Source organism: Methylobacterium sp. CM6244 (assembly GCF_054817885.1).
In genome coordinates, this window is sequence record NZ_CM139247.1 from 4,579,337 (window position 1) to 4,604,101 (window position 24,765).

26 protein-coding genes are annotated in these 24,765 nt (G+C 67.5%); 10 read left to right on the top strand and 16 right to left on the bottom strand.

Features of this window, described 5'->3' with window-relative positions; all coding sequences use genetic code 11:
* Positions 1–44: 44 nt before the first annotated feature.
* Both pncB and ACYQML_RS21455 read right to left on the bottom strand, forming a co-directional pair.
* Positions 45–1,337 (bottom strand): nicotinate phosphoribosyltransferase, encoded by a 1,293-nt coding sequence (pncB, locus tag ACYQML_RS21450; RefSeq protein WP_419952071.1) that lies wholly within the window; start codon positions 1,335–1,337, stop codon positions 45–47.
* A 415-nt stretch (positions 1,338–1,752) separates the two neighbouring features.
* Entirely contained in the window at positions 1,753–2,256 is a 504-nt protein-coding gene (locus tag ACYQML_RS21455) for a pyridoxamine 5'-phosphate oxidase family protein (protein ID WP_056433585.1), read from the bottom strand.
* A gap of 130 nt (positions 2,257–2,386) precedes the next feature.
* On the opposite strand from ACYQML_RS21455, the gene ACYQML_RS21460 reads away from it, so the two are divergent.
* From ACYQML_RS21460 to mobA, 3 genes are all read left to right on the top strand, one after another.
* The gene (locus tag ACYQML_RS21460) at positions 2,387–2,692 is read left to right on the top strand and encodes a hypothetical protein (RefSeq protein WP_461233980.1); all 306 of its coding nucleotides are present in this window, start codon (positions 2,387–2,389) and stop codon (positions 2,690–2,692) included.
* A gap of 124 nt (positions 2,693–2,816) precedes the next feature.
* A complete protein-coding gene (locus tag ACYQML_RS21465; protein ID WP_461227818.1) occupies positions 2,817–3,953 on the top strand; it encodes an Mrp/NBP35 family ATP-binding protein in 1,137 nt (378 codons plus the stop codon).
* Positions 3,954–3,959: 6 nt separating this feature from the next.
* On the top strand, positions 3,960–4,574 hold the full coding sequence (mobA, locus tag ACYQML_RS21470; protein ID WP_461233981.1) for a molybdenum cofactor guanylyltransferase MobA: 615 nt from the start codon (positions 3,960–3,962) through the stop codon (positions 4,572–4,574).
* A 3-nt stretch (positions 4,575–4,577) separates the two neighbouring features.
* Here mobA and ACYQML_RS21475 read toward each other — a convergent pair whose 3' ends face one another.
* From ACYQML_RS21475 to ACYQML_RS21505, 7 genes are all read right to left on the bottom strand, one after another.
* Positions 4,578–5,666 (bottom strand): nucleotidyltransferase family protein, encoded by a 1,089-nt coding sequence (locus ACYQML_RS21475; protein WP_461233982.1) that lies wholly within the window; start codon positions 5,664–5,666, stop codon positions 4,578–4,580.
* Positions 5,667–5,792: 126 nt separating this feature from the next.
* The gene (locus ACYQML_RS21480; RefSeq protein ID WP_018043013.1) at positions 5,793–6,251 is read right to left on the bottom strand and encodes a peptidylprolyl isomerase; all 459 of its coding nucleotides are present in this window, start codon (positions 6,249–6,251) and stop codon (positions 5,793–5,795) included.
* 4 nt (positions 6,252–6,255) lie between these two features.
* A complete protein-coding gene (locus tag ACYQML_RS21485; protein ID WP_419952074.1) occupies positions 6,256–6,738 on the bottom strand; it encodes a hypothetical protein in 483 nt (160 codons plus the stop codon).
* Positions 6,739–6,752: 14 nt separating this feature from the next.
* Complete coding sequence (locus tag ACYQML_RS21490) at positions 6,753–7,319, bottom strand: peptidylprolyl isomerase (RefSeq protein ID WP_311273998.1); 567 nt, start codon at positions 7,317–7,319, stop codon at positions 6,753–6,755.
* A 44-nt stretch (positions 7,320–7,363) separates the two neighbouring features.
* Positions 7,364–7,864, bottom strand: coding sequence for a pantetheine-phosphate adenylyltransferase (coaD, locus tag ACYQML_RS21495; protein ID WP_056433597.1), 501 nt, complete (start codon positions 7,862–7,864; stop codon positions 7,364–7,366).
* Positions 7,865–8,310: 446 nt separating this feature from the next.
* Positions 8,311–11,067, bottom strand: coding sequence for a DNA gyrase subunit A (gyrA, locus tag ACYQML_RS21500; RefSeq protein ID WP_461233983.1), 2,757 nt, complete (start codon positions 11,065–11,067; stop codon positions 8,311–8,313).
* Between the two features lie 360 nt (positions 11,068–11,427).
* Positions 11,428–11,802, bottom strand: coding sequence for a YciI family protein (locus ACYQML_RS21505; RefSeq protein ID WP_461233984.1), 375 nt, complete (start codon positions 11,800–11,802; stop codon positions 11,428–11,430).
* 127 nt (positions 11,803–11,929) lie between these two features.
* Here ACYQML_RS21505 and ACYQML_RS21510 point away from each other — a divergent pair, with 127 nt between their 5' ends.
* The gene (locus ACYQML_RS21510; protein ID WP_424753368.1) at positions 11,930–12,622 is read left to right on the top strand and encodes an HAD-IA family hydrolase; all 693 of its coding nucleotides are present in this window, start codon (positions 11,930–11,932) and stop codon (positions 12,620–12,622) included.
* Positions 12,623–12,912: 290 nt separating this feature from the next.
* Here the strand turns inward: ACYQML_RS21510 and ssb are convergent, their stop codons facing one another.
* Complete coding sequence (gene ssb, locus ACYQML_RS21515; RefSeq protein WP_207411376.1) at positions 12,913–13,479, bottom strand: single-stranded DNA-binding protein; 567 nt, start codon at positions 13,477–13,479, stop codon at positions 12,913–12,915.
* A gap of 180 nt (positions 13,480–13,659) precedes the next feature.
* Entirely contained in the window at positions 13,660–14,676 is a 1,017-nt protein-coding gene (locus ACYQML_RS21520; RefSeq protein WP_461233985.1) for an NADP-dependent oxidoreductase, read from the bottom strand.
* A gap of 177 nt (positions 14,677–14,853) precedes the next feature.
* On the opposite strand from ACYQML_RS21520, the gene ACYQML_RS21525 reads away from it, so the two are divergent.
* Positions 14,854–15,258: a DUF4174 domain-containing protein gene (locus tag ACYQML_RS21525; protein WP_461233986.1), complete on the top strand. Its 405-nt coding sequence runs from the start codon at positions 14,854–14,856 to the stop codon at positions 15,256–15,258.
* 84 nt (positions 15,259–15,342) lie between these two features.
* Here ACYQML_RS21525 and ACYQML_RS21530 read toward each other — a convergent pair whose 3' ends face one another.
* Positions 15,343–15,864 carry a hypothetical protein gene (locus tag ACYQML_RS21530; protein ID WP_428406047.1) on the bottom strand — a complete coding sequence of 174 codons (522 nt, stop codon included), beginning with the start codon at positions 15,862–15,864 and terminating at the stop codon, positions 15,343–15,345.
* A 281-nt stretch (positions 15,865–16,145) separates the two neighbouring features.
* On the opposite strand from ACYQML_RS21530, the gene ACYQML_RS21535 reads away from it, so the two are divergent.
* Positions 16,146–16,874: a phosphodiester glycosidase family protein gene (locus ACYQML_RS21535; RefSeq protein ID WP_428406077.1), complete on the top strand. Its 729-nt coding sequence runs from the start codon at positions 16,146–16,148 to the stop codon at positions 16,872–16,874.
* Positions 16,875–16,884: 10 nt separating this feature from the next.
* Here ACYQML_RS21535 and ACYQML_RS21540 read toward each other — a convergent pair whose 3' ends face one another.
* From ACYQML_RS21540 to ACYQML_RS21555, 4 genes are all read right to left on the bottom strand, one after another.
* Entirely contained in the window at positions 16,885–17,241 is a 357-nt protein-coding gene (locus ACYQML_RS21540) for a hypothetical protein (RefSeq protein ID WP_018043001.1), read from the bottom strand.
* A gap of 20 nt (positions 17,242–17,261) precedes the next feature.
* Entirely contained in the window at positions 17,262–18,380 is a 1,119-nt protein-coding gene (locus tag ACYQML_RS21545) for an NADH:flavin oxidoreductase/NADH oxidase (protein ID WP_461233987.1), read from the bottom strand.
* 590 nt (positions 18,381–18,970) lie between these two features.
* Positions 18,971–20,914 carry a propionyl-CoA synthetase gene (locus ACYQML_RS21550; protein WP_461233988.1) on the bottom strand — a complete coding sequence of 648 codons (1,944 nt, stop codon included), beginning with the start codon at positions 20,912–20,914 and terminating at the stop codon, positions 18,971–18,973.
* Between the two features lie 166 nt (positions 20,915–21,080).
* Positions 21,081–21,263: a YdcH family protein gene (locus tag ACYQML_RS21555; protein WP_056433631.1), complete on the bottom strand. Its 183-nt coding sequence runs from the start codon at positions 21,261–21,263 to the stop codon at positions 21,081–21,083.
* 221 nt (positions 21,264–21,484) lie between these two features.
* Here ACYQML_RS21555 and ACYQML_RS21560 point away from each other — a divergent pair, with 221 nt between their 5' ends.
* From ACYQML_RS21560 to ACYQML_RS21575, 4 genes are all read left to right on the top strand, one after another.
* Entirely contained in the window at positions 21,485–21,703 is a 219-nt protein-coding gene (locus tag ACYQML_RS21560; RefSeq protein ID WP_056433634.1) for a YdcH family protein, read from the top strand.
* 286 nt (positions 21,704–21,989) lie between these two features.
* Positions 21,990–22,487 carry a 5-(carboxyamino)imidazole ribonucleotide mutase gene (gene purE, locus ACYQML_RS21565; protein ID WP_056433636.1) on the top strand — a complete coding sequence of 166 codons (498 nt, stop codon included), beginning with the start codon at positions 21,990–21,992 and terminating at the stop codon, positions 22,485–22,487.
* Entirely contained in the window at positions 22,484–23,587 is a 1,104-nt protein-coding gene (locus ACYQML_RS21570) for a 5-(carboxyamino)imidazole ribonucleotide synthase (protein WP_461233989.1), read from the top strand. The genes purE and ACYQML_RS21570 overlap by 4 nt, the downstream gene beginning before the upstream one ends.
* 299 nt (positions 23,588–23,886) lie before the next feature.
* Complete coding sequence (locus ACYQML_RS21575; protein WP_056433639.1) at positions 23,887–24,759, top strand: tetratricopeptide repeat protein; 873 nt, start codon at positions 23,887–23,889, stop codon at positions 24,757–24,759.
* Positions 24,760–24,765: the final 6 nt, after the last annotated feature.

A 24,765-nucleotide genomic window follows, 5' to 3' on the forward strand; every position in this document is an offset into this window, starting at 1 on the left:
GCCCGTCTCCCGCATGCCTGGATGAGGGCCGCTCTCGGCAAACTTCACACGATGACCGGCATCTCCGCCATCTCGCCGATGCCGAAGACGCGCTTGTAGCGGGCGACCTCGTCGGCGGGGCCGATGGCCTTGGACGGGTTGTCGGAGATCTTCACGGTCGGCCGGCCGTTGGCGGCGATGACCTTGCAGACGATGGAGATCGGATCCAGCCCGTGATCGGGCACCAGCCCGCGGAAATCGTTGGTGAGCAGGGTGCCCCAGCCGTAGCCGATGCGCATCCGCCCGTGGAAATGCGCGTGGATCGCCTCGATCGTCTCGATATCCAGCCCATCCGAGAAGATCGCGAGCTTGGAGGCCGGATCGCAGCCGCGCGATGCCCACCAGGCGATGGCCTCCTCGCCGCCCTCGATCGGGTCCTTCGAATCGATGCGGATCCCGGTCCAGGCCGTCATCCATTCGGGCGCATGGGCGAGGAAACCGGTGGTGCCGTAGGTGTCCGGCAACATCACCAGGAGGTTGCCGGCGTAATCCTGCTGCCAGTCGCGCAGCACGTCGTAGGGCGCCTGGGCCAGGGCCTCGTCGTCCTCGGCGAGGGCCGAGTAGACCATCGGCAGTTCATGGGCGTTGGTGCCCACCGCCTCGACCTCGCGGCGCATGGCGATGAGACAGTTCGACGTGCCGAGGAAGGCCTCGCCCAGGCCCTCGCGCATCGCCTCGACGCACCAATCCTGCCACAGGAATCCGTGGCGGCGGCGGGTGCCGAAATCGGCGATGGAGAGGCCCGGCAGGCGCTTCAGCCGCTCGATCTTCTCCCAGACCCTCGTCATCGCCCGCGCGTAGAGGATCTGCAGTTCGAACTTGCCGAGCCCGCGCAGAACCCCACGCGAGCGCAGCTCGTTGAGGATGGCCAGCGCCGGCACCTCCCACATCGTGGTCTCGATCCAGGGACCGTGGAAGGTGAGAACGTATTGTCCGTCGCGCGCCTCGAGTTCGTAGTCCGGCAGGCGGAAGCCTTCGAGCCAATCCATGTAATCGGCCGAGAACATCTGGCGGTTGCCGTAGAAGGTGTTGCCGCGCAGCCAGGTCGATTCCCCCCGGCTCAGGCGAACGGTGCGGGCGTGATCGAGCTGCTCGCGCAATTCCCCCACATCGACGAAATCGGCGATGCGGACGGAGCGGCTGCGGTTCTGGATGCCGAAGGTCACGTCGGCGTCGCGATGGCGGCGAAAGATCGTCTGCGCCATCAGGAGCTTGTAGAAATCGGTATCGAGCAGCGACCGGATGATCGGGTCGATCTTGAAATTGTGGTTGTAAACCCGCGTCGCGAGATCGAGCATGGTCGGGAGGGATCCGGCGCGGGACCCGGGCGCCCGCTCGCCGGCGAAGAGCGCACGGGCCTCGGGCGCGAGTCAATCGTTCACCCGGTGATTGGCGGGGGCTGACGTCGACTGAACGGTTCGGCCTCTCGCGTTTATTCGCAGACGGGTGAGGTGAATCGCGGGTCTCTCTCCCCCATGTGGGAAAGGTCAGGAGTGGGGGTGGCTCCGCCAGCCTCCACCGGCTGAGGGTCGCCCAATCACCCCCGCCTCCTACTCCTTTACACAAGCTAGACGGATCTTGGGCAGGCCCAAGATCCGCTGGGGAGGAGGGTCCCGCGCGCGGTCTCGCGGCAGAGGGAGGCGTACGGTGGAAGACGCAGAAGGGCGGCCACCCGCTTCGGATGACCGCCCCACTGTCCGTACCATCAAAAAATCAGGCGAGATCGACCTTCTTGGTCTCGGTCTTGGGCGATTCGCCGGTGAGGGCGGCCTTCACGTAGCCGTAGATGTGCAGGGCCGTGGCGTTGGGGCTGTCCCAATACTCGCCCTTCTCCGGGTGGATGCGGATGAGTGCGACTTCCGGGTCGTCCTTGCCGTTGGGGAACCAGGTCTTCATGCTCTCGCTCCACTTCTCGTCGACGAGGGCCTGATCGGTGACGATCTCGGCCTTGCCGGCGATGGAGACGTAGGTCTGGCTCGACGGGTCGGAATAGGCGAGGTTGACCTGGTTGTCCTTGCTGATCTCAGCGGTCTTGGGCGAGTGCAGCTTGGTGAAGAACCAGATGTCGCCGTTCTCGTCGGTATCCTGGCTCCACATCGGGCGGCTGTAGAGCTTCCCGTCCTGATCCGCCGTGGTCATCATCGCGACCTTGATGTCCTTGACGAGTTCGAACAGCTTCTTCGCGCCCTCGTGGTCGCGGTGGTTGCCTTGATGCATGAAACGGGTCTCCTGAAGATCTGTCGTCCGTCTCAGGGCACGGCTGTCCCGGTCGCGGGCCGGCCCTGAAGGCTGCACTCACAACGGGCCAGGGCCCGCTTGGTTCAGCACCGTTGGAAGAAGAGGAAGAATGTCTTTGCCCGTCCCGATCCGGGGAATCCTCAACCTGCTCCTGGGTGCGGCCTGCGCCCTTCCCCTCCTCACCGCGCCCGTCGCGGCGCAAGTCCGCTTCGGTCCCGGCGTGCGGATCGGCGGCCACGATTTCTCGAACCGGCGCTACGGCAGCGTCCATATCCAGCGGGTGAAGCGTCTCCCCGGCCCGCCCGGATGCCGCCATCTCCGCAATGGGATGTATCGGCGCGGCGACGGGTCGGTGGTCAGGGGCCCGATGGAGCGGTGCAACCTCATCGCCATCCCGCCCGAGCGCCGCCGCTGAAGCCGCCCGCTCCGTGCATATCGGCGGGGTGAGACCGCAACGGGTCTGGCGTTCTGATTGCCGTCGGTTACATGCAAGGTAACGTTCGGGCCGCCCGCCCATTAGTCTTGCCTGGAGAAACATCTTGGCCATCACTCGCGACGACGTGCTCAAGGCGCTATCCGCCGTCACCGTCGATGCCGGCGGGACCACGCTGCCCGCATCGGGCCGCCTGTCCCAGGTCGTGGTCGACCCCACCAACCGGGTCATGTTCTCGATCCTGATCGACCCGAGCGAGGCGGAACGTTTCGAGCCGGTCCGGCGCAAGGCCGAGGGCACCGTCCTGGCCATGGCGGGCGTCTCCGGCGTCTTCGCCAGCCTGACCTCGGAGCGCGGCCCGAACCAGCCCGCCCCTCCGACCCAGGCCACGGCACCGCAACCGCCCCAGCCGGGACGACCCGCGCCTCCCCGCACCGGCCCTGCTTTGCCCGGCGTGCGCCACATCGTGGCGGTCGCCTCCGGCAAGGGCGGCGTCGGCAAGTCCACCACCGCCTGCAACCTCGCCCTCGCCCTCTCGGCGCAGGGGCTGAAGGTCGGGCTGCTCGATGCCGACATCTACGGCCCCTCGGTGCCCAAGCTGTTCGGCCTGTCCGGCAAGCCGAAGGTGATCGAGGAGCGCCTGCTCGCGCCGATGGACGGCTACGGCATCAAGGTGATGTCCATCGGCTTCCTGATCGAGCCCGAGACGGCGATGATCTGGCGCGGCCCGATGGTACAATCCGCCATCACCCAGATGCTGCGCGAGGTCGCCTGGGGCGAGCTCGACATCCTCGTGGTCGACATGCCGCCCGGTACCGGCGACGCCCAGCTCACCATGGCCCAGGCGACGCCGCTTTCCGGGGCCGTCATCGTCTCGACGCCGCAGGATCTCGCGCTGATCGATGCGCGGCGCGGGGTGACGATGTTCCGCAAGGTCTCGGTGCCGATCCTCGGCGTCATCGAGAACATGGCGACCTTCATCTGCCCGAATTGCGGCCATGCCTCGCACATCTTCGGCCATGGCGGCGCCCGCGACGAGGCGGCGCGGCTCGACGTGCCGTTCCTCGGCGAGGTCCCCCTCGACATGACCATCCGCGAGACCTCCGATTCCGGCCGTCCCGTGGTGGCGGTGGACCCGGACGGGCCGCACGCGAAGGTCTATCGCGGTATCGCCGCGCAGCTCTGGGCCAACCTCACCGGCGGGCCGGCCCCCCGCGCCGCGCCGCGCATCGTCATCGAGTAGCCCGGCGTGGAGCCCGTGCTCGGCGTGATCCTGGCCGGCGGCCTGTCCCGCCGGATGGGCGGCGGCGACAAGCCGCTGAGAATTCTGGCGGGCCGCACCCTCGTCGACCGGGTGGTGGAGCGGTTCGCGCCTCAATGCGGTCTCGGCATCGTCCTCAACGCCAATGGCGACCCGGCCCGGTTCGCGGAATTCCCCGGCCCGGTCGTGCCGGACGGGGTGCCCGACCATCCAGGGCCGCTCGCGGGAATCCTCGCCGCGCTCGACCACGCGGCCGCGCGCCACCCCTCCGCTACCCATGTGGCCAGCGTCACGGGCGATGCGCCGTTCCTGCCCCTCGACCTGGTGGACCGCCTCCGGACCGGGCTGTCCGGCTCCCCCATCGCCATGGCCTCATCGGCCGGGCGGGAGCATTTCACCGTGGCGCTCTGGGCCGTGTCCCTGCGCGAGGATCTTCGGACGGGCCTGGTGGAACGCGGCGAGCGGCGCGTCGGCGCGTTCCTCCGCCGCCACAATGCCATGGCCGTGGACTGGCCGGCAGACCCGGTCGACCCATTCCTGAACATCAACACGCCGGAGGATCTGGCGCTGGCGGAAACGCTGCTTCGTCAGGCCGATCGGTGATCGCTACGCAGGAGATGCGGGAAACCCGACCTGCGTCGGCTCGTAGCCCAGCATTCCGTCATGCGCGCAGACGGCTTGCGTGATAGCGATGCGCCCGGTCTCGTCGAGGCGTGCGACGCCTGTTTCTAGGTGACGGCGCCAGGAGGGACCTCGGCTCCACGCCTCGACCCAGGAGGCTGCCAGAGCAACGGGCTGGTTCCTGGCCAGGGCCGCGATCAGGAAGCCTGCCTGAGTTAGGTCCTTCGCCTGTTTCTCACGCTCGGTCCGCTCGTTCGCCACGATGAGTTTGTGAACGGCGTAGCGCTCTGGAGCAGGCACCGTGACGGAGATCCCGCCGGCATGGAGCAGCGTCGAGCGAACCGGGTCTCTGATGAGGAAATCGAGACAGCGAAGCGGCTGGGCGCTGACACCGCCGAGGGCCGGCATCGGGACGAGCGCGCCGGTCAGATCGTCCGAGCCACGGTTCGACACGAGAAACTCCACCCGAAACCCATTGGCGTTCGCGAAAGCGCTCGTGCCGTCCGGCCGTGACAGGTTCGGCACCGGACGGAAGCTCGCATCTACGGCCTGAAGTTCCTCGTGAACGGGAGGCATGCTCTCTCCGATCGCGACCGAGATACCGTAATCCTGTGCAAGATCGATGTCGCCGGTCCTGAGCGCTCTCACCGGGCGCTCCCCGACGAGGCCCGGATAGGTCTGGAACGCCACCGTGCCGACCAGGACGCCACGCAGGCGAAAGAAGCCTGCCTGCGCCAGACGTTCGACGACCCGGCCCGTCAGGGCGTCCGCTGTCGGAAACCCGGCGCTTCGCAACATCCGAACCGCGTCGATACGGGTGCGGTAATCGACCCGCTGGCGGTCATGGGCCTCGACCCGCCGCGTGGTCTCGGAATCCGCTACGGTACCGACATAGCGGTTGGACTTCGTGCCGGTGGCGGCATCGTAGCCCTGATAGTACCAGTATTCGCGCGCCTTGATGGTGCGCCTGATGAACTTGCCGTTCTCGGGAAAGTCGCGGTCGAACTCCGCATCGGCGCAGCGCTGATTGAGATCGGCGAAGACCGTCTGCGCGGCGGCATCGATGGACGGCATGGCTCGTACCCGCGTTACAGGAAAATCGCCGTTTTCATGTAACGCGCGGAGCTGGGCCCCACAAACGAGAAAGGGCGTCCGCGCGGGTCACGCGCGGACGCCCTTTTCATTGGAAGGCCGGTCGGCTCAGGCGGTGCCGACCGTGGCCTTGACGATCTTGTCCGGCGAGCGGGGCGGCTCGCCCTTGTTGAGGCTGTCCACCACGTCCATGCCTTCGGTCACCTTGCCCCAGACCGTGTACTGCTTGTCGAGGAAGCGGGCATCGCCGAAGCAGAGGAAGAACTGCGAATTGGCCGAATGCGGGAAGTTGGTGCGGGCCATGGAGCAGGTGCCGCGCACATGCGGCTCGTCGTTGAACTCGGCCTTCAGGTCCGGCAGGTCGGAACCGCCCGAGCCGGTGCCCGTCGGGTCGCCGGTCTGGGCCATGAACCCGTCGATGACGCGGTGGAACGGCACGCCGTCGTAGAATCCCTGACCCGCCAGCGTCTTGAGACGCTCGACATGGTTGGGGGCGAGATCCGGGCGCAGCCCGATGACGACGCGGCCCTTGGTGGTTTCGAGGATGAGGGTTTCGGTATCGGCCATGGGGTCAGACTCCTTGTCCCTGGGGACCTTGGTAGATGAACCGCAGGGCGATCGGGCGCCCCGCGATGGCGGCGCCGAGCGCCGGCGTGATCGCGACCGGCGTGCAGCGCCGGATCGCGTCGAGGGTCGAGCGGGTCAGGATATCCCTGCCGCGCTGATCGGCATTCTGCATCGAGAAGGTGATGCGAGGCTCGCCGATGACGGACCCGTCGCGGCGGAGCGCGAAACGGGCGGTGATCTCGGTACGCGGGAAGCCGGCGAGGCCCTGCGGTATTTCCCAACAGGCCGCGAGTCGGGGGTAGAGCTCTTGAAGCGTGTTAGCCGGACTCGTTGCGATGCCGCCCTCCGGGGCCTGCACCGTGGAGCGTAGGGACGCGGGCGGCGTCAGGGGCAGGCCGGACGCTGCCAGGGCGGCTCCTGCAAAAGCCGCCGCGAACGGGATGGCGACCGCCGACGCGACGACGGCGAGGCGCGTCGGGCGCCTCACTGTCGCGCCTCCGCTCATTTCGCGCCTTGGGCCATCTGCATCTTCACGATCTTGTCGGGGTTTTGGACCGCGCCGCCCGGAGCGCCCGCGGCGGCCTTCTTGATCTTGTCGACGACGTCCATGCCGGAGGAGACGAGCCCGATAACGGTGTACTGCCCGTTCAGGAACGGTGCATCGCCGAGGCAGATGAAGAACTGCGAGTTCGCCGAGTTCGGATCCGACGAGCGGGCCATGCCGAGCGTGCCGCGCCGGAACGGCGATTGCGAGAATTCGGCGGGGATGTTCGGCAGGGACGAACCGCCGGTGCCGTTGCCCTTCGGGTCGCCGGTCTGGGCCATGAACCCGTCCATGACGCGATGGAACTTCAGCCCGTCATAGAAGCCCTTCTTGATGAGGGTCTTGAGCTGGGCCACGTGCTGCGGCGCGAGATCGGGGCGCAGCTCGATGGTGACGCGGCCATCCTTGGTGTCGAGATAGACCGTGTTGTCGTCGGCGGCCCGTGCCACGGGCGCGAACCCGATCATGGCGGCGAGGGCCAGGGACAGGAAGGCGGTCCGCCGATGGAGGGTCCGATGAGTCATGAGGGGGCGGTCTCCGGTCCGTTGAAAGAGGGGGATGGAAGGGATCAGGCTTGCGTGAAGCGCGCGGCGAGCCGTTCCGCCACGAGGGGAGGAACGAAGGGCGAGACATCGCCGCCCATGGCCGCGATCTGGCGCACCAGGGTGGCGGTGATCGGCCGGACGCCGGTGGAGGCGGGCAGGAACACGGTCTGCACCTCCGGCGCCATGGCGCCGTTCATGCCGGCGAGCTGCATCTCGTAGTCGAGATCCGTGCCGTCGCGCAGGCCGCGGATGAAGATGCTGGCGCCCGAGCGCCGTGCGGCCGACACCGCCAGATCGTCGAAGGTGACGATGTCGAGGCTGGCGCCTTCGGCCTCCGCCAGGGGGGCGCAGGTCGCCCGCAGCAGATCCGCCCGTTCCTCGGGCGAGAACATGGGGGCCTTGCCCGGATGCACGCCGATGGCGATCACCAGGTGCTGCACGAGCCGGCATGCCTGACGGATGACGTCGAGGTGTCCGTTCGTGACCGGATCGAAAGAGCCAGCGTAGAGCGCGGTGCGGATCATCACCGGTGGGCGTAGAGCATTTCGCCTCGAAACGGAACCGCCCGCGACCATCCCGGCCCGATAGCGAATCCTCCCGGCTAGGGACCGACGCACGAAAAAGGGCGGATGCCCCGATGGAGCGCCCGCCCGAAGTTTCGGTCTTCGAAGTCTGGTCGACGACGTCCGGCTTATGGATTCGCCAAGCGAAGTGCCGGAACGTCAGAGCCTTTTCGCAACTCCACGCTGCGCCGAACGTCTCGTTCGGTCCGGCGCGGATCGTGGAGCGATATCTCTCTGAGGCTGAACTTATCGGTGCATCGCGGCGCCGGATATGACTTGGCTGCAACACCGAAGATTAGTGACCGAAACGAGAATGCCGGCCAAGTCTTGCGACTCGACCGGCATTCCCCGCGACAATGTTCAGACTGGTCTCGAACGATTCCAGACCGGCCTGAACAGGGCCGTCTTCAGGTGGCGTCGCCTGCGGGATCGATTGCCGTCACCTCTCCGGCATCGTCCTCACCTTCGCCTTCACCTTCGATATGCTCGACGGAGACCACGCGCTCGGTCTTCTCGGTGTTGAACACCGTGACACCCTGCGAGGCGCGGCCGACGATGCGGATATCGTCCACCGGCACACGGATGAGTTGTCCGGCATTGGTCACCAGCATGATCTGGTCCGAGGGCTGGACCGGGAAGGAAGCGACGAGGTTGCCGTTGCGCGGGTTGACCCGCATGGCGGTGATGCCTTTGCCGCCGCGACCCGAGATTCGATACTCGAAGGACGAGCTGCGCTTGCCGAAGCCGCGCTCGGAGAGGGTGAGCACGAATTGCTGGGCCGCGCCCATTTCGGCGTAGCGCTCCTGGGAGAGAAGCGGCGCATCGGTGGCGATGTCCTCGGAATCGGCATCGCCGCCCTCGGTGTCGCCGATCACGGCCCGCTGCATCTTCAGGAAGGCACCGCGCTCCTCGGGCGTCGCATCGAAGCTGTTGAGGATCGTCATCGAGATGACGCGGTCGTCCTGCGCCAGGCTGATGCCGCGCACGCCGGTGGAATCGCGGCCCTTGAAGACGCGGACATCCTCCACCGGGAAGCGGATGCACTGGCCGGCTTGCGTGGTGAGCAGGACGTTCTGGTCGGCGCGGCAGATCTCCACGTGGACGATGTGGTCGCCCTCGTCGAGCTTCATGGCGATCTTGCCGGCGCGGTTCACCTGCACGAAATCCGAGAGCTTGTTGCGCCTCACGCCGCCGCTGGCGGTGGCGAACATGACGTCGAGCGTCTCCCAGGAGGCTTCGTCCTCGGGCAGCGGCATGATCGTGGTGATGCGCTCCGTGCCCGCATCCACGGCGAGGATGTTGACCAGCGCCTTGCCGCGCGCGTTGGGGGCGGCCATCGGCAGGCGCCAGACCTTCTCCTTGTAGACCTGCCCCTGGTTCGAGAAGAACAGGACCGGCGTGTGCGTGCTGGCCACGAACAGGCGGGTGACGAAATCCTCGTCGCGGGTGGACATGCCGGAGCGGCCCTTGCCGCCCCTGCGCTGGGCCCGGTAGGTCGAGAGCGGCACGCGCTTGACGTAGCCGGCATGGGACACGGTGACGACCATGTCCTCGCGCTGGATCAGGTCCTCGTCCTCGACGTTCGAATCCCAGTCGAGGATCATGGTCTTGCGCGGTGTCGCGTAGGCTTCGCGGACTTCGCGCAGCTCGTCCTTGACGATCGTCATGATGCGCAGGCGCGAGCGCAGGATGTCGAGGTAGTCGGCGATCTCGTCGGCGAGCTTCTGGAGCTCGTCGCCGATCTCGTCGCGGCCGAGAGCCGTGAGGCGCTGCAGGCGCAGGTCGAGGATGGCGCGGGCCTGGATCTCCGAGAGACGGTAATTGCCGTTCTCGTCCACGCGGTGGCGCGGGTCGTCCACCAGGGCGATGAGCGGCGCGATGTCGAGGGCCGGCCAATGGCGGCCCATCAGCGCCTCGCGGGCGGTGTTCGGATCGGGCGAGGTGCGGATGAGGCGGATGACCTCGTCGATATTGGCCACCGCGATGGCGAGGCCGCACAGGACGTGGGCGCGCTCGCGGGCTTTGCCGAGCAGGAACTTGGTCCGCCGCGAGACGACCTCCTCGCGGAAGTCGACGAAGGCCGTGAGCAGGTCCTTCAGGTTCATCAGTTCGGGGCGGCCGCCGTTCAGCGCCACCATGTTGCAGCCGAACGAGGATTGCAGCGGCGTGAAGCGGTAGAGCTGGTTCAGCACCACGTCGGCCATCGAATCGCGCTTGATCTCGATGACGATGCGCATGCCGTCGCGGTCGGATTCGTCGCGCAGGTCGGAGATGCCCTCGACCCGCTTCTCCTTCACCAGCTCGGCGATCTTCTCCATGAGAGTCGCCTTGTTCACCTGATACGGGATCTCGGTGAAGATCAGCGCCTCGCGCTCCTTGCGAAGCTCTTCCACATGGGACTTCGCCCGCATGATGACCGAGCCGCGGCCCGTGGCGTAGGCCTGCCGCACGCCGGCGCGGCCGAGGATCGAGCCGCCGGTGGGGAAGTCGGGGCCGGGGACGTATTCGGTCAGCTGCTCGATCGTCAGGCCCGGCTCGTCGATGAGGGCGATACAGGCGTCGATGAGCTCGCCGAGATTGTGCGGCGGGATGTTGGTGGCCATGCCCACCGCGATGCCGCCCGCTCCGTTGACGAGGAGGTTGGGGAAGCGCGCGGGCAGAACCTTCGGCTCCTCGCGCGACTCGTCGTAGTTCGGCTGGAAGTCGACGGTGTTCTTGTCGATATCGGCGAGCAACGCGTTGGCGGGCTTGGCCAGACGCGACTCGGTGTAGCGCATGGCCGCCGGCGGATCGCCGTCCACGGAGCCGAAATTGCCCTGCCCGTCGATGAGCATGAGCCGCATCGAGAAGTCCTGGGCCATGCGGACCAAGGCGTCGTAGATCGATTGGTCGCCATGCGGATGGTAGAGACCGATCACGTCGCCGACGATGCGGGCCGACTTGACGTATTTCCGCTCGGGCAGGTGCCCGCTCTCATAGGCCGAGTAGAGGATGCGCCGGTGCACCGGCTTCAGGCCGTCCCGCGCATCGGGCAAAGCCCGGCTCACGATCACGCTCATGGCGTAATCGAGATAGGAGCGGCGCATCTCGTCGGTGATGGAAACGGGCTTGATGTCCGAGGCGGGCGGCGTCGCGCCGGCGCCGGTATCGTCTTTCTCTGCCAAGGTCTTCGATCTCTGCCTGTGACGGTCCCGGCGGGCCGGGTCCGCGTGGAGCGACGGGCGCTACGGAAAGTGGGGGGCGGGGCGTTCCGCGTGGCCTCGAAAAGGCCGGCCGCGTCACGTCCTGGCTCGGACGTCCTTCATACGCCATCCGGTGCCGCTGCGCCACCGCCGGACATGTCGCGACGACATCGACAAACCCCATGCGTCGCAAGCGCTTGCGACGCCGATTTCAGCGCATGAGCACCGGTTGTTTCCCGGCCTCTTCCCCGAATGGGTGGAGGCGCGGTGGAACCCGATCCGGGGCCCATGTGGGAGTATCGCGAGGCGGCCTGCAATGGTGGGGTCGGAGCCTCGTGCCCCTCACCCCGCCGCAGCGCCCGCGAAATCGGACATCTCGTAGAGCGGCCGGATCTCGATCTCGCTCGGGCCGGGCATCGGGTTGGGACAGCGCTTCACCCAGTCGAGCGCTTCCTCCATGTCCTTCACTTGCCAGAGCCAGAAGCCGGCGACCAGTTCCCCGGTCGAAGCGAAGGGGCCGTCGCTGACGGTGCGGGAGGCGCCGTCGAAGGCGACCCGCTTGCCCTTGGCGGACGGGTGCAGGCCCTCGCCGGCGAGGAGGATGCCCGCCTTGGCGAGTTCCATGTTGAACTCGCCCATGGCGGTGAGCAGGTCGAGGGACGGCATGATCCCTGCCTCGCTGTCTGTGGTCGCCTTGACCAGAACCATGACGCGCATCGATTCGCCTCCCCTGCTCGATCGAGCCCATGGAAGCACGCCAATGCGGTGAATGTGAACTGGCGGAGCGCGAGGCCGGTTACCTGACGCGACTGATCCCGCAGCACCCATCCACAGGGGCAATCTCATGCTCACTCGCCCGAAAGCCGTCGCTTTCGACATCATCGGCACCGTGTTCAGCATGGAGCCGATGCGGCCCGCCTTGGTGGCGATGGGCTTGCCGCCCCTCGCCCTGGACTTCCTCTACACCGCCGGCCTGCGGGACATGTTCGCCCTGGCGGCGACAGGCACCTTTGCGCCGTTCCAGTCCGTGCTGTCGGGGTGCCTGGACGAGGTGCTCGCCATGCACGGCCTCTCCGCCTCGCCGGAGGACAAGACGGCTTTGCTCGGCATGATGAAGGCCCTTCCGCCGCACGAGGACGCCAAGGCGGCATTCGAGGTTCTGGCCGATGCCGGCATCCGGGTCTTCGCGCTGAGCAACGGCGCAGCCGCGACCACGAGGGGATTGCTCGCTGCGGCCGGCATGGAGGGGCTCGTCGAGCGGGTTTTCTCCATCGAAGAGGTGAAGCTCTCGAAGCCGCGCCCCGAGGTCTACCGCCATGCCGCGCGGGCCGCCGCCCTCGCCCCGAGCGAGATGGCGATGATCGCGACCCACCCTTGGGACCTCCACGGCGCCAGGATCGCCGGCCTCATGACAGGCTATGTCGCTCGTGGCGTGCCGTACTCACCGGCCCTCGAGGCGCCGGATCTGACCGGGGAAACCCTGCTGGAGGTCGCATCGGAGATGGCGCGGCTCGGGCCGTCGCAACCCGACGCCTGATGCTTACCCCCTGATCGGGCACCCGCCGGTCTGCTCGGTCAGCGGCTGCTGGATTCACCCATCTCCTCGACGCCTGTTCCCCCCTGTTCATGGAGAGGCGATATGAGGCGCGACGTGCTCTCTCACCTGGATGGAGAGAGTTGTGGCGAGGTGTGGTCCATATTCGAAAAGGTCACACACCTCACCCTGTCCCTCTCCTTCCAGGAGAGGGGACCCGCGCTGCTCGCGAGATGTGTGACTCTCGTAATGCGTCCCGTCTGACGGATGCCGTTGACGGGAACGGCAGATCCCTAGAACGGGATATCGTCGTCGAGGTCGTAATTGGGCTTCGACGAAGCCGCCGCCGGCCGACGCTCGCCGCCCGAGGAACGGCCGCCGCCGTATTCCCCGCCGCGATCGCCACCCCGGTCTCCCCCGCGATCCCCGCCACGGCCGCCGCCGTAATCGCCGCCGCGGCTGATCTGGCCGCCGCCCTCGTCGTCGGCGCCCATCTCTCCACCGCCGCTGCGGCCGTCGAGGAGGGTCAGCTCACCGCGGAAGCGCTGGAGCACCACCTCGGTGGTGTATTTCTCGACGCCGGACTGGTCCGCCCATTTCCGGGTCTGGAGCTGGCCCTCGATATAGACCTTCGAGCCCTTACGCAGGTACTGCTCGGCCACGCGGGCGAGGTTTTCGTTGTAGATCACCACCGAGTGCCACTCGGTCTTCTCCTTGCGCTCGCCCGACGCTTTGTCCTTCCAGGATTCGGACGTGGCGATGCGCAGGTTGACCACGGGATCGCCGGAGGCGAGGCGCCGGGTCTCGGGGTCGCGCCCGAGATTGCCCACCAAAATCACCTTGTTGACGCTGCCGGCCATGCCGCTCTCCTCTCGATCGATCTCACTGACGGAAGGGCCTCACACGCCGTCCGTCCCGTTCGCCCTTCATGAACTTCGGACAGGCGGCCCGCAATCGGGAGGGCGAATTTGTCCCCACCGATCACAGGTCGATGTTCTATCTTTGTTCGTTTTGGCGCGCAAGGATCGCGCGCTTGGCCGTCACGCGATCCGCACCAGCATCTTGCCGAAATTCCGCCCTTTCAGCAGCCCGATGAAGGCCTCCGGTGCCGCCTCCAGTCCGTCGACGATGTCTTCCCGATGCTGGATGCGCCCTTCTCTCAGCCAGGTTCCGACCTCACTCAGGAACTCCTCCTCCTGGTCGGCGAAATCCCACACGATGAAGCCGCGCAGGGTCAGGCGCTTGGTCAGGATGGCGCGCATGACGACGGGGCTGCGGTCCGGCCCCGGCGGCAATTCGGTGAGGTTGTAGCCCGAGACGAGGCCGCAGACCGGAATGCGGGCGAAGTCGTTGAGGAGCGGCAGTACGGCGTCGAACACCGCGCCGCCGACATTCTCGAAATACACGTCGATCCCGTCGGGACAAGCGGCGGCAAGCGCGCCGGGCAGGTCGTCGGTGCGGTGATCGACCGCCGCGTCAAAGCCGAGCACGTCGGTGAGGTAGGCGCATTTCTCAGGACCGCCCGCGATGCCGACGGCGCGCGCGCCCTTCAGCTTGGCGATCTGGCCGACGAGGGAGCCTACCGGCCCGGCAGCGGCGGCGACCACGACGGTCTCGCCCGCCTTCGGCTGCCCGATGGTGAGGAGGCCGGTATAGGCGGTCATGCCCGGCATCCCGAGGACGCCGAGCGCCGTGCTGACCGGCGCCGCTTCGGGATCGAGCTTGCGCAGCCCCTGTCCCTTGGTGACCGCGAAATCCTGCCAGCCCCCGAAGGCGGTCACCACGTCGCCCTCGTGGAAATCCGGATGCCGCGAGGCCACCACCTCCGATACGGTGGCCCCGACCATGGGCGCGCCGATGGCGACAGGCTCGGCATAGGATTTCGCCGCGCTCATCCGTCCGCGCATGTAGGGATCGAGGGAGAGGAGGCGGTTGCGGAGCAGCACTTCCCCCTCCCCCGGCGTCGGTGTGCGGCTCTCCTCGAGCCGGAAATGCGCGGCGGTCGGCTCTCCGTGCGGACGGGAGGCGAGGACGATGCTGCGGTTCACGGCGACCATGATCTGACGCTCCGGTTGTGATGACGAATCCGCTGAACGGGCGTGCGGGAATCGAGGGACATTTCGACAAGGCCGATCTGGCTCGGGGTGTTCCCGTCGCAGGGCCGGGGCACCGCCCGCGCCGAGCGGCGTTGACGCCCATGGGCACATGCCCGTCACCCCGATCGGTATACCCGGATGACCCGCCCGCTTCTCCTCGCCAGTATCGCTGCCATGTCCGGCCTTGCGTCGCAGGCGCTCGCCGAAGATCCCCTCGCCGCCCATCGCTGGACGTCGCGCGTTCTGGTCATCGTCGCTCCGGACGGTGAAGATCCGCGGATCGAGGCGCAGAGACGCGAGGCGCGGGCGCGACGGGCGGATTACGCGGAGCGCGACCTCGTCGTGGTGGAGGCGATCGGGACAGGCGCCGAGGCCAAAAGCATCCGCAACCGCTTCGGGATTGGGGAGCGGGACTTCCGTGTCGTGCTGGTGGGCAAGGACGGCGATGCGAAGCTCGTCGAAGCCGCCCCGATCCCGGCCCCCCGCCTGTTTTCCACTATCGATGCCATGCCGATGCGCAAGGACGAGCGAGGCCGGCGATAGCGTATGGGTTGGCCGAGGGGGCAACGAAAAAGGGACCGCCGAGGCGGTCCCTTTCCTATTGAAGTCATCTCGAACGAGACCGGCTCAGTAGCAGCGCTCGACCAGGACCCGGCGAGGTCCGTAGGGAGTCCAGCGGGTGCGCGGGACGGTGTAGCATTCGCCACCGTAACCGCCGTATCCGCCATAAGCGACCGGGGCGTAACCATACCCGTAGGCCGGGTATCCGCCATAGCCACCGTAGCCGCCATAGAGCCCGCCAGCGGCGAGGCCGAGGCCCACACCGAGGCCGAGGCCGCCGAGGCCGTAGCCGTAGCCACGGCCGTAACCGCCGCGCCAGCCGTAGCCGCGATGCCCACCCCAGCCGCCGCGATAGCCGAAGCCCGCGCTCCGGAAGCCGCCGCGATAGCCGCCGAAGCCACCGTGACCGAAGCCCCCGCGGCCGAAGCCGCCATGGGCGAATCCACCGCGTCCGAAGCCGCCATGGCCAAACCCGCCACCATGGCCGAATCCGCCGCCATGGCCGCCCCAGCCACGGGCTTCCGCCGTCGCCGGGATCATCGCCAGAGCGCCGACCATCGCGGTCGCTGCCAGAACAATGCGTTTCATCGTCTTGTCTCCAAAGACAGGTTCTTGTCCCCAGTGGTTGCAGAACGCCCCGGCTCCGCAAAGGGTTCATGGCGCATTTTGTCCCGCACCGGCCGTGCCGATCACAGCTCGGTGAGACGGGCGACCGTCACGCCTTGAAAACGCCTCCGGTTTCGGGCGAGGACACCCCGCGCCACGCCGTCCGCATGGGACGGCGGACGGTTCGTTCGCCCCGGGATTCACCGATGACGTCAACGCGACCCAACCTTGCCCGTGCTGTTGCCCGAGCCTTTGCCGGAGCCATGCTTCTTGGGGGCTCGGCCGGACTCGCTCCCCTGCCCGCCGGGGCCGCGCCCGCCACACCCTCTCCGTGTAAGGCGGTGCAGTCGGAGGGCGAGACCTTCACGATCTGTACGGTGGATCTGCGCCGCGAGCGGGTGCGGGTGTTCTGGCTCGGCACCGACGGCCTGCCCTATTCGTCGCTGTCGACGCTGGGCGAGAAGATCGGGCCGAAGCTCAGCTTCGCCATGAATGGCGGCATGTACGACAAGGGCCAGGCGCCGGTCGGCCTCTATGTGGAGGAGGGCCGCGAGATGAAGGGCGTCTCCACCGCCAACGGGCCGGGCAACTTTCATCTCAAGCCCAATGGCATCTTCTACGTGAAAGGCGAGCGCGCTGGCGTCGCCGAGACGGCCCGCTACCTGCGCCAGAAGATCAAGCCGGATTTCGCTACCCAATCGGGGCCGATGCTGGTGATCGACGGCAAGATCCACCCGAAGATCTCCACCGACGGGCCGAGCCAGAAGATCCGCAACGGCGTCGGCGTCCGCGACGACGGCCGCACGGCGATCTTCGCCATCTCGGAGCGCCCCGTGACCTTCGGTTCCTTCGCCCGGCTGTTCAAGGACACGCTCGGCTGCGCCAACGCCCTCTTCCTCGACGGCAGCGTGTCCAGCCTCTACGCGCCGGGCATCAACCGCTCCGACATCAGCCGGCCGCTGGGGCCGCTGGTGGGGGCGGTGGCGAAATAGGGCGGCCGGATCAGGCCAGCCGAGCCCGCTTGCCGAAGGCGACCCTGAGCCGCGCCTTGGCGAGTTCGGCGATCTCCGTCATCGATTCGATCCGCACCATCGGCATCTCCGCGCCGATGAGGCTCGTCGGCTCGAAGCTGAAGAGCAGGTGGCGTACGCCGATCTCCAAGGCCGTCACCCCGTCGGACTGGGTGAGATCCTCTCCGAAAATCTCGATGAGCGGCCCGTCCGGGTCGCCCTTCTCGATCTGGATGATGAAGTAGCCGGCCGGCTCCTCTTCGTCGTCCGCGCCGGAGATCAGGCTGATGCCGTTCTCCTCGTCGTAGCGGACGCGCTGCACCGTGATCGTCGTGATGTCGTCGTCCATGGTCTTTGCCTGAAATCGGGTCAGCGTTGCCCGAACTGGGTATCGCGGAACAGGGTCTTGAACTGGCGCGGCTGGCAGCGCCAGTACTGCTTGGGCGCACTCACCTGGGCGCCGAGCTCGGCCGCCGCATGCCACGGCCAGCGCGGATCGTACAGCATGGCGCGGGCGAGCGAGACCGCATCGGCCTTGCCCTCGGCCAGGATCGATTCCGCATGGGCCGCCTCGGTGATGAGGCCGACCGCGATGGTGGTGAGCCCGGTCTCGGCCTTTACCCGCTCGGCGAAGGGAACCTGATAGCCGGGCGAGAGCGGGATCTCCTGGCGCGTGGAGAGGCCGCCGGTGGAGACGTGGATCGCCGCCGAACCGCGCCGCTTCAGCGCATGGGCCAGTTCCACGGTCTCGTCGAGCGTCCAGCCGCCCTCGACCCAATCGGTGGCCGAGACCCGCATCCAGACCGGCTGGCCCGCCGGCACGACCTCACGCACCGCCTCGAAACATTCCAGCGGAAAGCGCATCCGGTTCGCGAGGCTGCCGCCATAGGCATCCGTGCGGTGATTGGAGAGCGGCGAGAGGAACTGGTGCAGCAGGTAGCCATGGGCGCCGTGGAGTTCGAACCCGTCAATGCCGATGCGCAACGCGCGCTTCGCCGTCTCCACGAAACCGTCGCGGATGCGCTTCAGCCCCTCCGCGTCGAGGGCATGGGGCGGCACCTCACCGTCGCCATGGGGAACAGCCGAGGGCGCCTCGGTGCGCCAGCCGTCCGGCATCTCCGGCTCGATCTGCGAGCCGCCGTCCCAGGGGGCGCGGCTCGAGGCCTTGCGACCGGCATGGTTGATCTGGATCGCGATGGGGATCGGCGCACGGAGCCGCACCGCATCGAGCACCCGGCCCAGCGCCAGCTCGGTCTCGTCCGAGTAGAGGCCGAGATCCGTGGGAGAGATGCGCGCCTCCGGCGAGATCGCGGTGGCTTCCAGCGTCAGTAGGCCCGCGCCCGACATGGCGAGCTGCCCCAGATGCATCATGTGCCAATCGCCGGCTTGGCCCGCATGGGCCGAATACTGGCACATGGGGGCGACGATGATGCGGTTGGGCAGCGTCAGGCCGTCGAGGGACAGAGGTTCGAACAGGCGTGCGGTCATGCGCGGGATCCGGTTTTGGCTGACTGCCTAGATGGAGCACCTGTCTCCCCCGCGCCAGGGATGGACGGGCCACATCTGCGTTTCCCGAACGCCCAAAGCGTCTCCGTCTGCGATACTCCCACATCTCGCGGGCCGCTCGGGTCCCCTCTCCTTCCAGGCAGGGTGATCGCATATGACACCACACCGTCATTCCGCGTCGCCACAGGCGAGCCCGGACCCGGAGGGCCGCGCCAGAGGCGTGCAATCTAGAGCCGCTGACAGTGTAAAGTCCTGCACTACTTGTGTTTCTGGATCCCGGGCTCCGCTACGCGGACCCGGGATGACGGGGGGGTGCCAGCGGGTTTCTGACAAGCAAATTGGCATATGCGATCGCCCTGCCTTCTAGGAGAGTGAGCCCGTCGCGCCTCACGTCACCATCTCTTTGAGAGAGGAACAGCCATCGAGCAGATGGGTGAATCCAAAAGCTGTCAGCGCAGGGCGTGCAGCTTCAGCGGCTCCCCTCGTCGCCGGGAGCCTGACGCTGCGCTTCTTCTTCGACTGGCGCCGGAACGGGTTCCGCTGAAGCTTCATCAGTCCAGCCAAGGGAACGCTCAGCTCCCGATCCCCCTCCCCTTCAAGCTCTCGCCGATCTCGTCCAGCACGGCCGCGTCGTCGATGGTGGGTGGGGTGGTCCAGGCTTCGCCGTCGGCGATTTTCTTCATGGTGCCACGCAGGATCTTGCCCGAGCGGGTCTTGGGTAGCCGTGCCACGGTGAGGGCCAGCTTGAACGCCGCCACGGGGCCGATGCGCTCGCGGATGGAGGCGACGAGTTCGCGCTCGATCTCGGCGGTGTCGCGGGAGACGCCGGATTTCAGCACCACGAAGCCGCAGGGCTGTTCGCCCTTCAGCGCGTCGCGGATGCCGATGACGGCACATTCGGCGACATCGGGATGGGCGGCCAGAACCGCCTCCATCCCGCCGGTGGAGAGCCGGTGCCCGGCGACGTTGATGATGTCGTCGGTGCGCCCGAGCACGGTGACGTAGCCGTCCGCGTCGACGATCCCGGCATCCGACGTGTCGTACCAGCCGGGATAGGTGGTGAGGTAGCTCTGGCGGAAGCGATCGTCCGAGCCCCACAGGGTCGGCAGGCAGCCGGGCGGCAGGGGAAGCCGCAGGGCGATCGTGCCCATCGTGTCGGGCGGCAGCGGCTTGCCGGCTTCGTCGAGGACTGCGAGATCGTAGCCCGGCATCGGCACGCAGGCACTGCCATGCTTCACCGGCAGCATGCCGATCCCCACCGGATTGCCGGCGATGGCCCAGCCGGTCTCGGTCTGCCACCAATGGTCGATCACCGGCCGGTCGAGGGCCCGCTCGGCCCAGGCGACCGAATCCGGGTCGGCCCGCTCGCCGGCGAGGAACAGGGAGCGGAAGCCGGAGAGGTCGTAGGAGGCGACGAGTTCGGCGCGCGGGTCGTCCTTCTTGATCGCTCGTAGGGCCGTCGGTGCCGTGAACAGGCAGGCGACGCCGTATTCCGCCGCGACCCGCCAGAGCGCCCCCGCATCGGGTGTCCCCACCGGCTTGCCTTCGTAGAGGACGGTGGTGCAGCCATGCAGCAGCGGCGCGTAGACGATGTAGGAATGGCCCACCACCCAGCCGATATCGGAGGCGCAGAAATACACCTCGCCGGGCTTCACATCGTAGAGGTTGGGCATCGACCAGGAGAGCGCCACGCAATACCCGCCGGTATCCCGCACAACGCCCTTGGGTTTGCCCGTCGTGCCCGAGGTATAGAGAATGTAGAGCGGGTCGGTCGCCGCGACGGGGACGCAATCGGCGCTGATTCCGGCGGCCTTCGCGCGGGAGACCGTCTCGGCCCAGTCGCGGTCGCGCCCTTCCACCAATCCCGCCTCCGCCTGAGGACGCTGCAGGATGAGACAGGCTGCGGGCTTGTGCGGCGAGGCCGCGATGGCCGCGTCCAGGAGCGGCTTGTAGGGCACTACCCGGCTCGGCTCGATGCCGCAGGAGGCGGCCAGCACCACCTTCGGGGCGGCGTCGGCGATGCGGATCGCGAGTTCGTTGGCGGCGAAACCGCCGAACACCACGGAATGGACAGCGCCGAGACGTGCGCAGGCCAGCATCCCGAACACGGCTTCGGGAATCATCGGCATGTAGATGACGACCCGATCGCCCTTCTCCACGCCGAGCAGCGAGAGGATGCCGGCGAGGGTCGCCACTTCGTCGCGCAGGGCCGCGTAGCCGATCGTCCGCTTCGTTCCGGTGACGGGGGAATCGTACAGGATCGCCGCCTGCTCGCCCCGTCCCTTCGCCACATGGCGGTCGACGGCGTTGTGGCAGGCGTTCAGCGTCGCGTCGGGAAACCAGCGTCCATAGGCACCGGCCTCCGGGTCGAAGGCGCGGGAGGGGGCGGTCTCCCAGTCGAGCGCATCGGCGGCCTTCAGCCAGAAACCTTCGGGATCGGCGAGGGAGGCGGCATGGACCGGGCCGTACGCGTCCGGTGCTTCAGCCGATTCGGGAGGTGTCGCGGCAGCGTCCATGGCGGTTCGTCCCCGGATGGCCGGTCGAAGGATGCCGGCCTGATCGGAGATTGTAGCTCAAGCCGCGCCCAAGGCGACACGGCCGATATCACCACAAACGAAAGCCGCCGCGCTGTGGAGCGCGGCGGCGTCGTTCTGGAAATTACGAAATGACTTGGAACGGGCTCTAATGCACCGAGTCGGTCGCGGCACGAAGCCGATTGATCTCGTCCTTGAGGTGAAGTTTGCGTCGCTTCAATTCTGCGATCCGTAGATCGTTCTCAGACGGGCTTTGAATCGCGGAATGAAGTTCCCGCTCGAGGGCTTCGTGCTTGAGGGCGAGTTGGCTCAAATGCGTCTGCAGCGACATGAGTCGTTTCTCCTGTCTCGTTCCGACTCAGGTAGATTGGCATAGTATGAGCCGGCTGTCGAAACCGGATTCGGGTGTTGGCCAACATTAGTTAATCGTGCCCGGCGAAGCCCGCTGCGATGGAAGAAGCATCTTCCAGAGCGAATTGCGGCCACCGCCTTGCCGCAGGGGCGTGTGTGCCGCATGGTTTCAACAAGGGGCGTGTCGGGGCTGCAGGTGCGATGGCGGGTGAGTTCGAGGATGACGGGACGGCGGAGTTCGTCGAAGAGCTGGCGCGGCTCCGCCAGGAGCACCGCGACCTCGACGGGGCCATCGACGCCTTGGAACTGAGCGTCGCCGGCGACCAGTTGCAGATCCAACGCCTGAAGCGGCGTAAACTCGGCCTGCGGGACCGGATCTCCTATCTGGAAGACCAGATCACGCCCGACATCATCGCCTAGAGCTGCGCCCGACCACGTCGGGTCGGGCACATCTTCAGGCCTTCTGTTCTGCCGCGCTCTTTTTCGCCGAGCCTGCATCCACGTCGGCGGAGAGCGCTCTGGAACCGGTTTGCCTTGAGCACAGGATTGGCTCGGGCACCGTCTTGCGGGCGGTCGCCCGCCCGCGTATGCGGCACGGTCCGGGTGCAGGATCGCTTCCCGGGATCGCGCCGCCACGAAGACATGGCCTGAACCCGGCCAAGCATGACCAGGCGGCCGCGATCGTCTCGGGAAGGAAGTGACGACGATGGCGGGAGCGCCCCCGGTCGCGATCATCATGGGAAGCCAGTCCGACTGGGCGACCATGCAGCACGCCGCCGATACCCTCGATGCCCTTCGCGTGCCGCACGAGGCGTTCATCGTCTCCGCCCATCGCACGCCGGACCGCCTCGTCACCTTCGCCAAGGGGGCGAAGCAGGCGGGCTACAAGGTCGTGATCGCCGGCGCCGGCGGGGCCGCGCATCTCCCCGGCATGACCGCCGCCATGACCTCGCTGCCGGTCTTCGGCGTGCCGGTGGAATCGAAGGCCCTGTCCGGCCAGGACAGCCTGCTCTCGATCGTGCAGATGCCGGCCGGCATTCCCGTGGGCACCCTCGCCATCGGCCGGGCCGGTGCCGTCAACGCGGCCCTCCTCGCCGCCGCCGTCCTGGCCCTGACCGACACCGCCCTCGCCGAGCGCCTCGATGCGTGGCGGGCCGCGCAGACCGCATCCGTGGCCGAGAGGCCGGAGACACAGATTCCGTGACCGACATGTCCCTCACGCCCGGTTCCACCCTCGGCATCATCGGCGGCGGCCAGCTCGGCCGCATGATCGCGCTGGCCGCGGCCAATTACGGCCTGAAGGTCCATGTCTACGCCCCCGATGCGGCGAGCCCGGCCTTCGATGTCGCGGCCGAGACGACCTGCGCGGCCTATGACGATTCAGATGCTCTCGCCCGCTTCGCGGCGAGCGTCGACGTCGTGACCTACGAGTTCGAGAACATCCCGCGCGAGACCGCCGACCTGCTGGCGCGCCACGCGCCTCTTCGCCCGAGCGCCGACGCTCTTTCGACGACACAGGACCGGTTGTCCGAAAAGAGCTTCATCAACGGCCTCGGCATCGCCACCGCGCCGTTTCGGCAGATCGACACGCCGGACGACCTCGCCCGTGCGCTGGTGACGATAGGCCTTCCCGCCGTGCTGAAGACCCGCCGCTTCGGCTATGACGGCAAGGGCCAGCGCATCATCCGCACCGCCGAAGAGGGCGACCGGAACGCGATCTTCGCCGAGTTCGGCGGCGCGCCGCTCATCCTCGAAGGGTTCGTGCCGTTCGAGCGCGAGGTCTCGGTGGTGGCGGCCCGTTCCCCCGATGGAAGCTTCGCCGCCTTCGACCTGTGCGAGAACGAGCACCGCGACCACATCCTGGCGCTCACACGCGTGCCCGCACCGAACCTGTCGGAGGAGACCGCCCGGAAAGCGGTGGAGATCGCCCGCAGGATCGCCGAGGCCCTGGACTATGTGGGAATCCTCGCCGTTGAGATGTTCCTGGTGCGTGATGAGGCCGGCGAGCATTTGATCGTCAACGAGATCGCGCCGCGGGTGCACAATTCTGGGCATTGGACCATCGAGGGCGCGGTGACGTCGCAATTCGCCCAGCATGTGCGCGCCGTCTGCGGCTGGCCCCTGGGCGATGCCTCGCGCGTCGCCGGGGCCTCCGTCGAGATGCAGAACCTGATCGGCGACGATATCGACGCCTGGCAGGCGCTCCTCGCCGAACCCGGCGCGCATCTCCACCTCTACGGCAAGGGTGACGCCCGGCCGGGCCGCAAGATGGGCCATGTCACGCGGGTGATCCCGGTTGTGTAGGAGCCGCGGGTGAGGCGCAAAATTGCGCCTTTTCTGCAACACCGGCCCTCTGCCTCGATCCCGCTCATCGCGTTCTCGACCCTGCCCCGGCGCGAGCCATACCTTCGCCACATCGCGACGCTTGAGCGGGTGCACCGGCGCTCTTTTAAGCGCGTGTTCACCGCGATGCGGGATTGTGCCGGAATTCGCCGGCCCCCGCGTTGCGCAGCCCCTCACGGAGCGCGCCGGCGGCGGGATGGGCGACAGCAGCGGACGGGAGCGTGCCTTGGGGGCATGGCGATCCCGAGGGGAGAGGGGCAATGACGTTTGTAGTGCCGCGCGCGAAGGCGGGTCTGATCGGGGCCGTGGCGATGGCGGCGGCTTTGGCCGGGTGCGAGACCTATGGCGGTGGCGGGGCAGCGGCGACGCGCCAGTTCGCCGTGGTCGAAACCGATTCCACCGGTGCCACCAACGTCAACATCGCCTCCCTCACCGAGGTGATCCAGCGCAATCCCAACGATGCCGGCGCCTATGTCACCCGCGGCGCGGCCTATGCCCGTTCGGGCCAGTTCAACGACGCCATCGGTGACTTCTCGAAAGCCGTCCAGATCGATCCGAATTCGGCCTCGGCCTACAACAACCGTGCCCTCGCCTACCGCCAGACCGGCCGCAACGACGCGGCATTGGCCGATTTCTCGAAGGCGATCTCCGCCGATCCGAGCTACGGGCCGGCCTATATCGGCCGCGCCAACGTGCTGCGCGCCCAGGGCGATCTCGACGGCGCCACCTCCGACCTCAACCAGGCGATCCGCCTGACGCCGGAATCGGCCGAGGCCTACCATGCGCGCGGCCTCGTCCGTCAGCGCCAGGGCCAGAACACCCAGGCCATCGGCGATTTCGACGCCGCCATCGACCGCAATCCCTTCGTCGCCGCGCCCTACGCCGCGCGCGGCCAGAGCCTCATCGCCACGAACCAGTTCGACAAGGCGATCGAGGATTACAACGCGGCCCTCAACGTCAACAACAAGGACGCCACCTCCTGGGCCTATCGCGGTCTCGCCTACGAGAAGTCGAACCGCAAGAAGGAGGCCATGGAGAGCTACCAGCGCGCCGCTCAGCTCGAGCCCGGCAATCCCGTGGCCAAGCAGGGCCTCGGACGTGTGCAGGGCGGCGTAGGCACCCTGTTCAACTGAAGCCCG